Consider the following 15,805-nt stretch of genomic DNA (forward strand, 5'->3'; position numbering starts at 1 on the left):
CTGGTGGAAACGGAGTATTAGTGTTCTTCCGAAACGAAGCGGAAATTGTCCTGATAGTACCGCGTGATGGGATGGCGATAGCGTTCGAGGGGAACGCGCTTTCTGCTGAAGGCCATCTTTCCGTCGTCATCGCGCTGAATGAGAATCCAGGCGAGGCCGTCTTCGGCGCGCTGGGGATAGTCTTCGCGGAAATGTCCGGCGCGGGATTCGCGGCGTTCCAGCGAGGCGCGCAGATACAGTTCGCTCACAAGGGCCATGCCGCGCACTTCGCGCAGCTTGAGCAGGTAGTGAGGATCGGCGGCGGCCATGTTCGGCACGTCCTCTTCGCGGATGCGCGTAATTTCGTCGAGCGCGCGCTGCAGGGAGGCTTCGGTCTTCAGGATGGAAACGTCGTAGGGGAACATGGCGGTCTGAATCTTTCTCAGCACGTCATGGGGCGCGAGACCTTCGCGTCCGAGAGGCGCATAGACGGCTTCGGCGAGGGCGTCGATGTCTTCATCCACGGCGTCGTCTTCCACGGGGGCGGCGGATGCGAGGAATTCTGCCGCGCCTTCGCCGGCGAGATGACCGGTGACGGACGTGCTCATGAGCGCGAATCCGCCGGCGTACACGCCGGGTTCGGTGCTTCTGGCCGTGCCGGCGGCGAACAGACCTTCAAGGTTGGTGGTGCCCTTGATGCCGGCTTCCATGCCGCCGTAGGAAATGGTCATCTGCGGCAGCCATTCGGTGTTGTCGCGGAACAGATCCATGCCGAGCCTGCAGAGCTTCTCATAGTTCATGAGCTGCCAGCCGTTCTGGGGCTTGAGCAGGATCAGATCGTCGGGATTGATGCGGCTGATGTCGAAATAGATGGGGCCGCGTCCGGCGCGAATCTCCATGGCCATGGCTATGGTGATGAAATGCGGGTCGGTATTCACGCCGAGCACGGGGGAATACTTTTCCATGAAGGGCTCACCCTTGGCGTTCACGAAGCGCGCGCCCAGGGGAATGAGCTTGGTCTGTCCTTCCCAGCCGAAGTAGCGGGGCATGTTCCACACGCGGCTGAACTCGAAGTCCTTGAGCCTTGCGCCGGCGTTCCACACCATTTCCACGCCTTCGCCGGTGGGGGTGTTCTTGCCGTAGGAGGTTTTCCAGCCGCCCACGCCCGTGGCCGCAATGACGGCCTGCGCGCGGAAGCGGTAGAAGTCGCCGCTTATGGAGTCGAAGCCCACGGCGCCGACCACGCGGCCGTTCTTCTTCAGAAGATCGGTCACCACGATGCGGCCGAGGCTGGTCAGATTGGTCTTGCGGAGCTGGCGCACGAGGCTGCGCACCATGTCTTCGCCGCCGCGGCCCACAAGCTTGGCGGGATACAGCTTGACGTGAGGCAGGCCGCGCTGCGGAATGCTCTTGAGCGTGCCGTCTTCCTTGCGGAAGAATTCACAGCCGTAACGCTGATAGTCTTCGAGGCGTTCATGGGAGCGGCGGAGAATTTCTTCTATCTGCTCCTGATCGCAGAGGCCGTCGAAGTAGTAGATGAAGTCTTCGAGCCAGGCATCGAGGTCGTCGCCGGGCATGACGGCGTCGAAGTCGCCGCCGGCCATGGACATGAGTCCGCCCCATTCCTTGGGGCCCTTGTCCACGATGACGACCTTCTTTTCGGGCATGAGTTCGGTGAAGCGCTTGGCGGCCCACAGGCCAGCGGAGCCTCCGCCGATGATGAGCAGGTCGCTTTCCACGACATGAGTAGTTCTGCTAGGCATGATAGACCTCCTTGTCTCTGAGGTCGTTGCCTTCCACGGCTTCGTACCGGGGACCCGGAAAGACCGGGGGCAGCTTCTCCTTGAACGGATGAACAAAAATGGCTCCGGCGGGGCAAAGTCTTTCACACACGAAACAGGTCATGCAGTCGTCGGGATACGCGATGAACGCCTTTCCCTGTTCGTTGAGACGAATGGTGTCCAGAGGGCACTTTTGCACGCATACGCCGCAGCCGACACACTTAGCGTCGTCGATATGCTGTATCATTGCCATCGTCCTCGCCAGACGTCCGCCCCCCGGCGGCGCGCCTGGAAAGTTCACGGTGAAAAAGAGAACATCCGGAAATTCCGTCATATTCCAGATGAAAAACCTTTGGCCTTGCGTCTCCGGGGTCTTCCGTCCCCATGGAAAAGGCATTGCGCCGCCCCGGATGCGCAGAAGATGCACTTAAGTTGATAGAAAAATCACATTTTAACCATCGGAAGTCAAATCGATAATTTTTTATTTTCGTTTGATAAAATCACACATCTTCGCACGGCATTGTACGACGGGAGAAAAATGATGTCGATAATCTCAAAGCATGTTTGCGAGCTAGGAGTTTTATCCAATAAAATAGATAGGATATAATATAGCATCAGCAAGAGTGCCCTGCGGCCGCGCCGGCGTTTCCTTGGCCTGACCAGGGCGTTCAGAGCGGAGAAAAAACGCGCAAGCGAGCGAAAAAAGTTATGAAAAAACGAAGGATTTTCAAAAGATACGGCCGGATTGTTCTCTTTGTAACAAGAATCTGACAAAAAGCGCCCTGTCCGGGGGAGTCGGACAGGGCGCCGTTTGCTTGTTCAGTTCGCCGAGGCTCTTACACCTGCATGCGCAGCGGGAAGCGGAAGCCTATGGCGCCGGTGGGGCAGCTCGTGCGGCAGTTGGCGCAGTGCCAGCATTCGTCGCCGTGAGCCACTTCGGGGCGGTCGAGGCCGTTCTCGAGGTGCTTGAGTTCGAGCACGTAGCCGGGGCAGTCGTCCACGCAGGTGCCGCAGCCCTTGCAGTGTCCGCAGTGCATGCAGCGGGCGGCTTCGAGCTGGGCCTGTTCGGCGGTGTAGCCGGCGTTGTTCTCGGTGAAGTCCATGTGGTTGGTGCAGGCCTGTTTCTGAGGTTCGGTCTTCTCGTACTGGAGAATGCCGTAAATCTCTTCCATGGGCACCACGTAGGGTTCCTTGGTTCCGGCGAGATCGTCGCGGGCAACGATGGTGTTGTCGTCGCCGATGGCGTACACGCGGGAATTTTCACCGGTCAGATAGGCATGCACGCCGAAGGCGGCGCGACGGCCGTTGCCGATGGCGGCAGCAATGGAGGCGGGGCCGGAGGCCACGTCGCCGGCGGCGAAGATGCCTTCCACGGAGCTGGCCTGCTTGCCGTCCACCACGATCCAGTTGCGGGGGGTGAGGTTGACGCCGGCTTCGGCCATGAAGTCGAGGTCGGTCTTCATGCCCACGGCGAAGATCACGGTGTCGCAGTCGAGGGTGTGTTCGCCGCCTTCCACGGGCACCAGGGTCAGATGGCCCTTTTCGTCGAAGCGGCATTCCTTCACTTCAAAGTAGTCCACGCCGGCGGTCTTGCCGTCCTTGGTGCGGATGGCGGACATGGTGCAGGAATTGTGGATCTGGATGCCTTCTTCGGCGGCCTGTTCGAGGTCTTCCGCGGGAGCGCGCATTTCGCCGGCCTTTTCGAGGCAGACGACATGCACTTCTTCAGCGCCGAGGCGACGGGCCACGAAGGCCGCGTCGAAGCCGACGCCGCCGCCGCCCATGACGACCACGCGCTTGCCCACTTCGGGGCGCAGGCCGAGAGACGCGGCGCGGAGGAATTCCACGGCCTTCACCGCGGTTTCGGAACCGGGGATGGGCAGGCTGTTTTCCTTGGGGGTGCCGGTGGTGACGATGACGGCGTCGTGCGCGGCGCGCACGTCGGCGAAGGAGATGTCGCGGCCGACCATGGTGTTGACGCGGGCGCGCACGCCGACTTCGAGGATCCAGCCGATTTCGCGGTCAACGACGTCGCGGGGCAGACGGAAGTCCGGCACGCCGTAGCGGGTCATGCCGCCGAGCACGGGGTTGGCCTCGTACACGGTGACGTCATGGCCGAGAAGGGCGAGGAAGTACGCGGCGGTGAGGCCGGCGGGGCCGCCGCCGATGATGCCGACGCTCTTGCCCGTGGCGGGACGGCGCTTGAACAGCGCGGAGCCGTAGGGGGCGTAGTCGAACACGGCGCGTTCAAGGGCGCGGGTGTTCACGCAGGCGTCGTATCCGGCGCGGTTGCAGTTGGACTGGCAGAAGTGGGGGCAGACGCGGCCGGTGACGCCGGGAAAGGGGTTTTTGGCGCGCAGGTAGCGCAGGGCTTCACCGAATTCGCCCTTTTCCACAAGCGCCTGCATCTTCTGGATGGAATTGCCTGCGGGGCAGAAATGCTCGCACGGCGAGGTGCGGAACTGCTCCTTGAGGCTGTCGCCCATGACTATGGGCAGGGTGATTTCACGACTATATCTAGGCGGCATGATAATACTCCTTGAGTGACTGATCCGCTCCCGGAGAACCGGGAGGGGGGCGTCGGAACGCTGCGCCGACGCCGGGAAACCGTCGCGGGGCGTTGCCGCCCCGGCGGACAGTTTCAGACGGAAAGGGCTCTACAGAAGAGGGGCCTTGCCCCAATGGTACTCGGTGCCGTTCTTGCCCTTGAGGAGAAGCAGGGGCTTCGCCATGTCGGGATTGAGATTGGGGTAATCGGTAATCTTGTACACGCAGCGGCCCGTTTCCTTGCGTTCCATGGTGGCCTTGATGGCCAGTTCGCACACCTTGAGAACTTCGCACGATTCATGGCAGCGCATGAGGTCGCGCAGGGTGTCGGCGTGGAGCTGAGGAATCTGTTCTTCAAGGAAGGTGATCTTTTCCAGAGCGCGTTCCATGCCGGCCATGGAGCGACGGAAGCCCATGTAGTACATCATGACGTTGCGGGCGGCCTCTTCCAGTTCCTGATAGGTGAGTTCCTGATCGTTGCCGAGCGGGGCAAAGATGCTGGACTTCACCTTGGCGGCGAGATCTTCGTCGATCTTGCCCGCTTCGGACATGCCGGCAGCCTTCATGGCGGCCTGACGGCCGGCCTCGAAGCCGCCGCACATGGCGCCGGAGCAGTACAGGAAGATGCTGCCGCAGAACAGGCCGGGAACGGTGGTCTCAAAGTTGTCGTTCACCGCGATGGTGCCGCCGAAGATGAGTTCGCCGATTTCCACTTCCAGCAGCTTGTGCTGGAAGTCGGTGCCGGTGCAGTCGGCCCAGTCGCCGAAGGTGGCCTTGTCGCCGGGCATGAGGATGTACTGCAGTTCATGCACGACTTCGGGGTCGACATGACGCATGTCCATGTAGAAAGGCGGGCCATTGCCCTCGAGCTGTTCCTGGTAGGTGCCCTGAATCTGGTTGTTGCGCACGCCGTTTTCCCACATGGGGTCGTACTTGCCCATGAAACGTTCGCCGATGGCGCTGATTTCGTGAGCGCCCGAGCTGTTGATGCCGTTCATGCCGGGGCAGCCGTAGCCCTTGGGCTCCATGGTGGCGCGCTGATAGGTGTCGAGTTCGGTGACGGCGGCGCCGGCGTCATAGCCGAGCACCACGCCCGCACCCGTGTTGTAGGGGTACATCCACACGTTGTAGGGGTTGTGCGTGGAGTTGTTGTAGCCGCGGGTGGAAGAGCGGCCCTGAGCGGACACCACGGTCTTGGCGCGGATGATGACGTACTCGCCGGTGGACACGTTCCAGCCGATGGCGCCGCAGGCCTTGCCTCCGTCGGTAAGGATCTTCATGGCCATGATGCGGTCAAGGACATGGACGCCGGAGTCGCGAACGATGCGTGCCATGACGCGCTTGATGGTCATGCCGTTGGCAATGTGAACCCACCACGTGCCGGGCTGACCGAAGCCCTGGGTGCGCTTGTAGGTTCCGTCGGGGTTCTTGCTGAACTGCACGCCGCGGTCTTCGAGGCGCTTCAGCATGTGGTACATGTGATTGTACCAGCCGTTGACGATCATGGCGGGGGAATAGCCGGTCAGAGGCTTGGAGTAGAACTTCACGAGATCGTCTGCGGTGTCGAAAGGCGCGCCTTTTTCGTTCAGGACGGCCATGTAGTGGTCGTTGCCGCCACCAATACAGCCAGAACTTTCCAGCTTGCCTTTATCCAGCAGCACGACATCCAGACCCTGCTCGCGGGCTCCGAGGGCCGCGCCGCAGCCGGACGCGCCAGAGCCGATGACAAGCACGTCCGTTTCGATCAGCGTGCCAAGCGGATGAGTTGAACTTTTCATGACTCCTCCCTGATTCTGAAAATACATCGGATGGGAAAGAGAGCGCGGCTTCGGGCGGGGACAACGGAATGGGGGCCGCGCCGGAATCATTCCCGTCGTGTCAATGATTTCACAAAAAAGACTTCTATTGTCAAATCGAAAAAAAATTTTTATTGTTTGATAAAATCACACATTAACACGACGACTCGCTCAAAGTCCGGGGGAAGGTGCCATGATTGAAGAATTGGGAGGCGATTTTTTCCAACATTTACGCGGGTTTTACTTTACCGCCAAAACGGGAAGCATACGCAAGGCGGCCCAGCTCATGAATCGGAATCCCTCCACCATCAGCTGGCAGATCAGACAGCTCGAACAGCAATTAGATACAGTGTTGTTCGATAGATACATGAAAAGGCTGCGTATTACTCCGGAAGGTGAAAGATTGCTCTCGTGGACCATCTCCACCTTCGAGCTTTTGCGCAGCATGAAGTCGGACATCAGCTCGCCGTCGGGAATCCTGCGCGGAACGATCACCATTTCCAGTAATTTGCCCTTTTCTGCACGAGCGGTGCGCATCATTGCCGCATTTCGTCGGGAACACCCTGAAGTTCGTATTAAAATTCGTCGTGCGCTGCCGTACGAAACCGTGGACGACGTGGTCAGTTCCCGCGTGGATTTCGGCCTGACGGGCGTGACCAGAGAGCCTCCAAACTGCGTTCTTGAGGAGCTTTTCACGTCGCAGCCTCTGCTCATCGCCCGGGAGGACAATGAATTCCATCTGCCCGAGCGTCCCACGGAAGAGGATCTCATCCGCCTGCCGTTCATTTCCTTCCTGGCCGAGAACATGGAAGAGGGCGGCGATCCGTACTTCGACACGTCGCTTGCGTCGCTCTCCCAGCCGTTGCAGACCGTGCTTAGCGTGAACAACTATCATCTCATGCTGCGCTACGTGAAGCAGGGCATGGGCGTGGCCGTCATGGACGAGCTGTGTCTCATGGCCAGCAAGTACGGCAATCTCGGCGAGGGGCTGCGTTCGTACCCGCTGGAAGGCATTCTGCCGCAGGTTCACAACGGCATTCTGCTGCGTCATCACAAGCATCTGAGTCCGCAGGCCGCCGCGCTCATCGAAAAGATACGCACCGAGCTCAAGGACGATCTCGGCGGCGCGGAAAAGCAGGTGACCGCGGAAGCCGCGTACAAGAACGCGTGAAGACGCGGCGAGGCGCTCCCGATGAAGAAAGGCCAGCCGGAGCATCGTTTTCCGGAAGCAGCCGTGCCTGCGCGTTTTTTCTCCGCGCTTGACCGGAGGACGGGCAGGCCGTAAGGTTTTCGTGAATTTTTCTGTACCTGACGGGCCCCGTTTCGGGCCTCATGATCTGCCGCGTTCTTTCTGCACGAACGCGGCCCGGAGCGGATACATTATGGCAGCAAACGCATCCCTCGCGGCTTTGTACCGGCCGCAGACCTTTGCCGAGGTGGTGGGGCAGGACATGGTGAAGTCCATTCTTTCCCGCGCCGCCCGTGAAGACCGCGTGGCCCCGGCCTACCTTCTCAGCGGCACGCGAGGGGTGGGCAAGACCACCATAGCCCGCATATTCGCCAAGGCGCTGAACTGCGAACACGCGCCCACGGGCGAACCCTGCAATGAGTGCGAGGCCTGCCGCCGCATCACGCAGGGCAACTTCGTGGATGTGGTGGAAATAGACGGCGCGTCCAACCGCGGCATAGACGACATCCGCCGCCTGCGCGACGCCGTGGGCTACGCGCCGCTGGAAGGCCGCTACAAGGTCTTCATCATCGACGAAGCGCACATGCTCACCAAGGAAGCCTTCAACGCCCTGCTCAAGACGCTGGAGGAGCCGCCCGCGCGCGTGACCTTCATCATGGCCACCACGGAGCAGCACAAGTTCCCGGTGACCATCGTGAGCCGCTGTCAGCATTTCGTGTTCCGTCAGATTCCCGAAGCCACGCTCGAAGCGCATATCTGCGACATTCTTCAGCGCGAGGGGCGTCCCTTTGAAAAGGAGGCCGCGCATCTCATCGCCCGCCGCGCGGCGGGCAGCGTGCGCGATTCCATGTCGCTGCTCGGGCAGGTGCTGGCGCTCGGCTGCGCGCCGGACGAACCGCTCACGGCAAAGCAGGCCCGCGAAGTGCTGGGGCTGGCCGGTCAGGAAGTCATGGACCGCCTGCTCGACGCGCTGGCCGGTCAGGACGCCGCAGCCATCGCCGTGCTCGTGCGCGAACTTCTGGCCCAAGGCGCGGACATGGGCTTTTTCCTGCGGGAACTGTGCGGCCTGTGGCGCAATCTTTTTCTCATCAAACAGGCTGGCCGGGACGCCGCAAAGGAACTCGACATGCCTGAGAGCGAGCAGGAACGGCTGCTCTCCATGGCGTCGCGTTTTTCGCTGACCTACATCCACGCCGCGTGGCAGATGACGCTCGATTCGCAGCGCCGCATTCTGACCAGCCTTGAGCCTTCGGCAGGCCTTGAGCTTCTTCTGCTGAATCTCGCCATGCTTCCCCGCCTGCTGCCGCTCGAAGAGCTGGAGCCGATCGTTGCGCCCGCGTCCGGCATTGTGACGCCGCAGGGCTCCGCGCCGCTCTCCGGAGGAGCCACTGGTTCTTCTCCGGCTGCCTCCGCCTCGTCTGCATCTTCCGCGCAGAGCGCTGCGCCGCGTCCGGCCGCCGCGCCTGTCGCCTCGCCCGCGCCTTCATCTGTGCCTTCGGAGTCTCCCGCGCCGGTGCAAAGCGCCCCGTCGCCGTCCTTCGTCCGGAGCTCTCCGGCTTCCGCGTCCGTTCCTTCGCCCGTTTCCGCGTCTGCGGCGGCATCTTCTCCCGTGGCGGCCACGGCCAGGGAATCCGCTCCGGCCCCTGCGGCAGAGCCCGCTCCCCAGCCCGCGCCGGAGCCCGCCCCGCACTTGACGGAAGCGCCGAAACCTGCTGAAACTCGGGCTCCGGTCTCCCGCCGTCCTTCCGCGGCATGGAAGGACGTTCCGGTGGATCCTTCCCTGACCTGGGACACCTTTCTCGACGCCTGTCGGGACAACCACGACATTCCTCTGCCCATGCTCCGTCAGGTCACGGGCGAGGTGCGGGGCGACTGGCTCGTGCTTCAGGCGCTCTCGCAGGTCATCGGGCAGCAGCTTCAGCGGCCGGAAAAGCTCCGCGTGCTGGAGTCGCTGGCGGCTTCGTGGGCGGGACGTCCTTTGCAGATCGCCTTTCGTCCTCCGCAGAGGATCGTGCGCACCGAGGCGGAGCTCAAGGAAGAAGTTCAGTCGCATCCCGTCATCAAGAAGTTTCAGGACGCCTACGACGCCCGACTGGTACGCTGTACCCCCATCAACCGATAACACGGCGGCAGAAGGGCTGCGCGCCCCCGCCTTTCAAGGAGACATGGCATGAAGAACATGAACGACCTGCTGCGTCAGGCGCAGGTGATGCAGAACAAGATTGCGAAGCTTCAGCAGGAAATGGCCGAGAAGGAAGTGGAAGCTTCCGCCGGCGGCGGCATGGTGAAGGTGGTCATGAACGGCCGTCAGGAAATGAAGTCCATCACCATCGACAAGTCGGTGCTGGAAAGCGGCGACACGGACATGCTGCAGGATCTCATCATCACCGCGGTGAACGAGGCCGTGCGCATCGGCCGCGCCAATCTCGACCGCGAAATGGCCAACATTTCCGGCGGCATCCATCTGCCGGGCATGTTCTAGTCGCTTTTCGCGCCGCGGCCTCGGCCGTCGGCGCGGCATCGCGCAATTTTCGGCGGACGCGGGCATTGCCCGCGTCCGCCTGCATTTAAACGCCACGCCCGAAGCGACAAGCGCAGGTCGGCGTTTTTTGCGGAATTCGGCGCGTCCTGCGTGCCTCATCCGCAGCAAACATTTCGCCGCGTGCGCCTTCACCATATCCGGAGAGTCACAGGCAGAGCGTTTGCCGCATGAGCGTTTCTCCTCTGCCGGGCGCACCGCGTGCCGCCCGTTCCCGGATGCTCGGATATTTTTCAACGTGCTTTTCCGCGGCGCGGAACGTTTTTCGTGCTTTGCCCGCCATATCGGCGTCCCGGGCATTTTTCCTTTCTTGTCGGCAGGAAAGAAGTTTTCTATGATAATGAAAACTGCCCCTGGAGGATGCCCATGTCGTATCGGGTCACCCTGCTGCCGCTGCTTCTTTTGTGTTTCGTCGCCACTGCCGCGTTCGGTGCGTCGGAATCGTCGCCAGCCTTTGTCCGCGTGGTGGTTTCGCCCCCGCCGGAGGGAAATGCGCCGCTCACGCTGCTGTTCGATTCCGACGAGGCGTTGTGCAAAAAAGCCTACGGAGAAGAGTGGGCGGGCCGCTGCTTCGTCGTTCCCGGCAGAGAGGGCGAAAGAGTGCGCGGCGCGCGTCTTTCGCCCGATGTTCCCGGCGAATGGCGCTGGGACGACGGCCGCACGCTTTCCTTCCGACCGAAAAAGCCGTGGCCTGCGGGGCGGAACTTTGAAGTTTCCCTCGGGAGCGTGCAGCTGCCTTCGCGCGTGAAGCTCTCCTCCTCCCGCGTGAGCTTTGCCACGCCGCCTCTGGCGCTGCTCAACCTGAACGCCGACGTGTGGATTGATCCCGATCCTGGCGGCGAGCGGGCCGTGAGCTTCGACATGCGCTTCACCACGCCGCCGGATCGCGCGCTGGTGGAACGGGACATGCGTCTTGAGGTTTCCGACCCTGCGCTGAAAATAGGCAGGCCGGAATTCGTCTGGGGTGAGGACGGCAACTGCCTTGTCCGGGCCCGCGTGCTTGCGCTGGGAAGCCTGCCCGCCGTGACGACGTTTTCTCTTCCCGGCGTGGCGGGGGAGGTGCGCGCGAAGGGCGCGCGCTGGGTGATTCCCAAGGGCCGGGAAACGGCCCGGACGCAGGTGACCGTGCCCGGTTCGACCACGATTTTTTGCGTGAAGAAGGCGTCGCTGGAATCTTCGCGCGACGAACGGCTTGTCGGAGAGTACCGGCTGAATCTGGAAACAAGCCTGCTGGTGCGTCCCGACGAGCTCCTGCGCTCCATGAAGGCGCTGCGTCTGCCCCGCGCGATGAACGAGAATGCCGTGTCCGCCACGGTGTGGACGGCGGCTCCCGTCATCGACGAGGAAACGCTCGCCCGCGCCGTGCCCGTGGCTCTGGAGCCCTTGCAGCAGGCCGACGTGCCTTCCGGAAAAATAAGTTTCCGCGTGAAGGCGGAGCCGGAGAGCTATCTGCTTTTTTATCTGCCGCAGGGCTTCGGCCCTTCCCGCGAATACGCGCTCTCTTCGCCGTGGCATGAGGTGTTCCATGCCGCGCCGTTCCGGCCGGAACTTGAGTTCCTTCAGCCCGGCAACGTGCTCGCGCTCGGCGGAACCCGCAGGCTGGACGTTCATTCCAGCGGCCTTACCGCCATCCGCTGGCGCGCTTCGCGCGTGCTCGATTCCTATCTGGGCCTGGCGGCCGCGCAGCCTGCGCCGTTCACGGCCGCGGGCATTCCCTTTGACGTGCTTTCCGATTCGGCCTCAGGCGAAATTTCCCTGCAGCGCACCGACCCCGGCGTGCCGCAGTTTTCCTCGATCGACGCAGCTCCCATGTTCAGAAACGGGCGCGGCCTTGCCTACGTCGAACTCACGGGCATGGACGACGATAGGGAAGTGGCCTCGGCCTCGCGTTTTCTGCTTTTGACCGACATGGGGCTCATCGTCAAAAAAGGAGCCGCAGGCGGGCGCGACGTGTTCGTGTGTTCGCTTTCCGGCGGCACTCCGGTGTCCGGGGCCGTGGTGCGCATCGTGGGCGTCAACGGTCTGCCCGTGGCCGAGGCCGTCACCGACGCCGAGGGCCGCGCCGTGCTGCCTTCCGTGTCCGGTCTGGAGCGGGAGCGCCGCCCCATTGCGATCACGGCCTGGAAAAAGGGCGCGGGCGGCGAGGACATGGCCTGGCTGCCCCTGGCCGACGAGAGCCGCGTGGTGGATTTGTCCCGCTTTTCCACGCAGGGGCAGACCAGCGAGGCCGACGGCGTGAACGCCTACGTGTTCAGTCAGCGAGGCATGTTCCGTCCCGGCGAGACGCTGCGTTTCGGCGTGCTGGTGAGACGGGGCGACTGGAAGGCGCTTCCCGCCGACATGCCGCTTTTTGCCGAGCTTGTGGATCCTTCGGAACGCACCATGTTCCGGCGGCTGTTCAAGGTGGGGGCCGACGGCATGGCCGAGGTGAGCTGGCAGGCGCCGGAAAGCGCGGCGTCGGGCCGCTATCGTCTCGACGTGCGCACGCCGGACGCCCGCGGCATGGACGTGGTGCTCGGTTCGGCGGCGGTGCGGCTGGAGGAATTTCAGCCCGATTCCATGGCGCTTTCGCTTGCTCTTCAGCCTGCGCCCGGCCGGGGCTGGCTGGAGGCGTCGAGCGCGAGCGCCGCGGTGACGCTCCGCAATCTTTTCGGCATGCCTGCGGCGGACCGGCGGGTGCGCGCGCAGCTCTCGGTGTGGCCCACGGCGCTGTCCTTCCCCGGATATGAGGATTTTTCCTTCCACGACGCCATGCCCTACAAGGGCTCGCCGCTCACGCTGGAACTGGGCGAGACGCGCACCGACGCCGAAGGTTGCGCCGTGCTGCCGCTGCCTCTGGACAAGCTGCGCGGCGGCACGCTGCGCTGTCGGCTTCTGGTGGAAGGCTTCGAGCCCGGCGGCGGGCGCGCGGTGACGGAAGAGAAGGAATTTCTTGTGTCGCCGCTCGGCTGCGTGCTCGGCTTCCGTCCGACGGGTGCGGCCGGCAATCTGGATTTCATTCCCGAAGGCAGCGAGGCCGCGCTGGAATTCGTGGCGCTCGGGCCCGATCTTGCTCCCGCCGATCCCGGAGAACTGTCGTTCCGGGTGTCGGCGAGGCGCTACGTGACGTCGCTCGTCACGGACAGGGACGGCCGCTACCGCTACGAGGATACGCCCGTGGACAGCGTGATTGCCGAATCGCGCGCGGCCTTCGGCCGCAACGGGCGGGTCCGCTGGAGCGTTCCTACCGGAACGTGCGGCGAATTTCTGCTGGAAGTGCGCAACAGCCGGGGGCTTGTCATGGCTTCCGTGCCCTTCACCGTGGCCGGCAACGCCGATCTGCGCCTTGCCGGGCTCTCCGCGCTTCCTTCCGGCTCTTTGCGCATGCATCTGGAGAACACTTCGAGCGCTTCCGGCGGACGCATCCGGGCGTTTATTTCCTCGCCCTACGAAGGCGCGGGCCTCATCACGCTGGAGCGCGACAGCGTGGCGGCGTGGCGCTGGTTCCGTGCGCCTGCCGGAGACAGCGTGCAGGAAATAGAGATTCCGCGCGACTTCGAGGGCCGCGGCTACGTGAGCGTGTCGCTGGTGCGCTCGCTCTCTTCGCCGGACGCCTTCATGAATCCCTACGTGTTTGCCGTGTCTCCCGTTTCCGTGAATGTGGAGCGGCGCGACATGCGCCTTCGCGTGGAAACGCCCCGCGAGCCGGTGCGGCCCGGAAGCGCCATTCCGGTGACGGTGGAATCCGGCCGGGCCGGGCGGGCGCTGCTTTTTGCCGTGGACGAAGGCGTGCTCAGGCTGACCGCCTTCCCCACGCCCGATCCGCTGCGCTATCTGCTGAACGACAGGGCGCTGGAAGTGGAAACGCGTCAGATGTTTGATCTGCTCATGCCCGATCACGGAACCTTCCGCGTTCCGGCATTCGGCGGCGACATGGGCATGGCCGGAAGCCGCTTCCACAATCCCTTCAAGCGGCGGAACGAGCCTCCCGTGAGCTGGTGGTCCGGCCTCGTGGAGCTTGCGGCCGGAACGAACCGTTTCGACATTCCTGTGCCGGGCTACTACAGCGGCACGGTGCGGGTGATGGCCGTAGCTGCCTCGCCGGATGCGGCGGGCAGCGCCTCGGCCGAGGCGCTGGTGCGCGGGCCGGTGGTCGTGACGCCGCAGCTTCCTGCGCAGGTCTCGCCCGGCGACAGATTCGAGGCGGCCGTGGCCGTGGCCAACAACGGCGACGGTCCGCTTCACGCGACGCTTTCGGTGAAGACCGACGACGCGCTGCGCCTGCTCGACGCGCCGCCTTCCGAAGTCACGGTGGCGGCGGGCGAGGAAACGGTGCTGCCGTTCCGTGTGGAGGTTGCGGATCGTCCGGGAGGCGCGGAAATCTCGTTCACGGTGTCGGCCGACGGCGTGAACGTGATGCGCGCAGGCTCGCTGTCCGTGCGTCCGGCGTCGGCGCTGCGCGCAAGCGCGAAGGTTGGCGTCGCCGCGTCGTCCACAACGCTGAGCACGGGGCGCACGCTCTATCCCTACGGGGCCGAAGGTTCGGCCTCGGTTTCCGCGCTGCCTCTGCCTGCGCTGCGGGGCCTTGTGCGCTATCTCGACGCCTATCCCTACCCCTGCGTGGAGCAGCGCATCAGCCGGGCCATGCCGTACGCGCTTTTTCTGAAGCGTTCCGCGCTGTTTGCGGAAAACGGCAATGCGGATGAGGCGCGCCGGGTCGCACGGGAGAGGGTGGACGACGCGCTGCGCGCCGTGGAATCCGCGCTCAGCTGGCGCGGCGTGTCCCTGTGGCCCGGAGAGGAACCGGATCTTCTGGTGACGGCCTATGCCGCAGACTTTCTGCTGACGCTTCAGGAATGCGGCCTTTCCGTGCCCGGCGGCATGCACACAGGCGTGTTCAACGCGCTGGAGCGTGCGGCGGACAAGGTTCCCGCCTCTCTGGAGGAGAGCCGCGAGCTGGCCTACGCGCTGTGGGTGCTCACCCGCGAGGGACGCATCACCACGCAGGCGCTGGAACAGCTTTTGCTCCGCCTGGAAGATTTTCCCGGCTGGCAGCAGGATGTGACGTCCTCGCTGATTGCCGCGTCCTGCGCCGTCATGCGCATGAAAAATGCGGCGCTGCCGCTTCTTGACCTCTATCGGAAGCCGGGAGCGGAATTTTGCGCAACGCGGCTGGACGCGCTGGCCGCGCTCAGTCTGCGCGCGTCCGTGCTGGCGAGGCATTTCCCCGACCGTCTGGACAAGGCGCGGGAAGAGATTGTGGAGGAACTTTTCGACGCGACGAACGGCGGTCGGTACGTGACGCTTTCCGCGGCGCTGGCCGTGCGGGCGCTGTTCGACATGGAAAAGGCCGCGCCCGTGCCTGCGGGCGTGTCGCTGCGCTGCGCGGAGGTGCAGCCCGGCTTCGCTCCGGGCGACCGGCAGCCGCAGACTCTGGAAAACATGCTCACGCTGTCGGCTCCCGGCTGCGCCTCCTATGCGCTCGACGTGCCCGCAGGCGGACAGACGCTGTACTGGGAGGTTTCCGATGCGGGCTTCGATCGGAAAGCGCCGGAAGGCGCGCTTTCCGAAGGCATGGAGGTGACGAGAACCTATCTTGACGCCGAAGGGCTTCCCGCAATGAAGATTCGGCTGGGCGACCTTCTCACGGTGAACGTGACGGCGCGCTCCTACGGCGGTCCCCTCAAGGACGCGGTCATCGTGGATCTTCTTCCCGGAGGCTTTGAAATGGATCTTTCCTCTCCCGTGAGCGCGTCGGACGCTTCGTCGGAAGGGCTGATCGTCGATCGCAGGGAGGATCGGATGATTCTCTTTGCGCCGCTTGAGTCCGAGCCTTCCGTGTTCACCTACCGCATCCGCGCGGTCAGCCGGGGCACCTTCACCCTGCCGCCCGTGCAGGCGGAAGACATGTACCGCCGCGACGTTCGGGCTTTCTCCTCGGGCGGAGAGGTGAATGTGGAATAGCAGGCGGGACTTTTCCTTCCCTTGGGGAGGG

8 protein-coding genes are annotated in these 15,805 nt (G+C 63.5%); 4 read left to right on the forward strand and 4 right to left on the reverse strand.

The window, feature by feature from the left end; genetic code table 11:
• Positions 1–17: 17 nt before the first annotated feature.
• The 4 genes from ABGT79_RS07300 to ABGT79_RS07315 all read right to left on the reverse strand — a co-directional run bounded on the left by ABGT79_RS07300 (position 18) and on the right by ABGT79_RS07315 (position 6,085).
• Positions 18–1,742, reverse strand: coding sequence for an FAD-binding protein (locus ABGT79_RS07300; RefSeq protein ID WP_346665646.1), 1,725 nt, complete (start codon positions 1,740–1,742; stop codon positions 18–20).
• Positions 1,735–2,007 carry a ferredoxin family protein gene (locus tag ABGT79_RS07305; protein WP_294485667.1) on the reverse strand — a complete coding sequence of 91 codons (273 nt, stop codon included), beginning with the start codon at positions 2,005–2,007 and terminating at the stop codon, positions 1,735–1,737. The genes ABGT79_RS07300 and ABGT79_RS07305 overlap by 8 nt, the downstream gene beginning before the upstream one ends.
• A 589-nt stretch (positions 2,008–2,596) precedes the next feature.
• On the reverse strand, positions 2,597–4,288 hold the full coding sequence (locus tag ABGT79_RS07310; RefSeq protein ID WP_346665647.1) for an FAD-dependent oxidoreductase: 1,692 nt from the start codon (positions 4,286–4,288) through the stop codon (positions 2,597–2,599).
• Positions 4,289–4,417: 129 nt separating this feature from the next.
• The gene (locus tag ABGT79_RS07315) at positions 4,418–6,085 is read right to left on the reverse strand and encodes an FAD-binding protein (RefSeq protein ID WP_346665648.1); all 1,668 of its coding nucleotides are present in this window, start codon (positions 6,083–6,085) and stop codon (positions 4,418–4,420) included.
• A 211-nt stretch (positions 6,086–6,296) separates the two neighbouring features.
• On the opposite strand from ABGT79_RS07315, the gene ABGT79_RS07320 reads away from it, so the two are divergent.
• From ABGT79_RS07320 to ABGT79_RS07335, 4 genes are all read left to right on the forward strand, one after another.
• Positions 6,297–7,274: a LysR family transcriptional regulator gene (locus tag ABGT79_RS07320; RefSeq protein WP_346665649.1), complete on the forward strand. Its 978-nt coding sequence runs from the start codon at positions 6,297–6,299 to the stop codon at positions 7,272–7,274.
• A gap of 211 nt (positions 7,275–7,485) precedes the next feature.
• Positions 7,486–9,414: a DNA polymerase III subunit gamma/tau gene (dnaX, locus tag ABGT79_RS07325; RefSeq protein WP_346665650.1), complete on the forward strand. Its 1,929-nt coding sequence runs from the start codon at positions 7,486–7,488 to the stop codon at positions 9,412–9,414.
• Positions 9,415–9,462: 48 nt separating this feature from the next.
• The gene (locus ABGT79_RS07330) at positions 9,463–9,774 is read left to right on the forward strand and encodes a YbaB/EbfC family nucleoid-associated protein (RefSeq protein ID WP_294485677.1); all 312 of its coding nucleotides are present in this window, start codon (positions 9,463–9,465) and stop codon (positions 9,772–9,774) included.
• A 423-nt stretch (positions 9,775–10,197) separates the two neighbouring features.
• Positions 10,198–15,774 (forward strand): MG2 domain-containing protein, encoded by a 5,577-nt coding sequence (locus ABGT79_RS07335; protein ID WP_346665651.1) that lies wholly within the window; start codon positions 10,198–10,200, stop codon positions 15,772–15,774.
• Positions 15,775–15,805: the final 31 nt, after the last annotated feature.

Source organism: uncultured Mailhella sp. (assembly GCF_963931295.1).
GTDB lineage: Bacteria > Desulfobacterota > Desulfovibrionia > Desulfovibrionales > Desulfovibrionaceae > Mailhella.

Excerpts from the sequence above, each read along its gene's own strand:
- ABGT79_RS07300 (WP_346665646.1), bottom strand. The coding sequence starts at position 1,742 with ATGCCTAGCAGAACTACTCATGTCGTGGAAAGCGACCTGCTCATCATC.
- ABGT79_RS07305 (WP_294485667.1), bottom strand. The coding sequence starts at position 2,007 with ATGATACAGCATATCGACGACGCTAAGTGTGTCGGCTGCGGCGTATGC.
- ABGT79_RS07310 (WP_346665647.1), bottom strand. The coding sequence starts at position 4,288 with ATGCCGCCTAGATATAGTCGTGAAATCACCCTGCCCATAGTCATGGGC.
- ABGT79_RS07315 (WP_346665648.1), bottom strand. The coding sequence starts at position 6,085 with ATGAAAAGTTCAACTCATCCGCTTGGCACGCTGATCGAAACGGACGTG.
- ABGT79_RS07320 (WP_346665649.1), top strand. The coding sequence starts at position 6,297 with ATGATTGAAGAATTGGGAGGCGATTTTTTCCAACATTTACGCGGGTTT.
- dnaX (WP_346665650.1), top strand. The coding sequence starts at position 7,486 with ATGGCAGCAAACGCATCCCTCGCGGCTTTGTACCGGCCGCAGACCTTT.
- ABGT79_RS07330 (WP_294485677.1), top strand. The coding sequence starts at position 9,463 with ATGAAGAACATGAACGACCTGCTGCGTCAGGCGCAGGTGATGCAGAAC.
- ABGT79_RS07335 (WP_346665651.1), top strand. The coding sequence starts at position 10,198 with ATGTCGTATCGGGTCACCCTGCTGCCGCTGCTTCTTTTGTGTTTCGTC.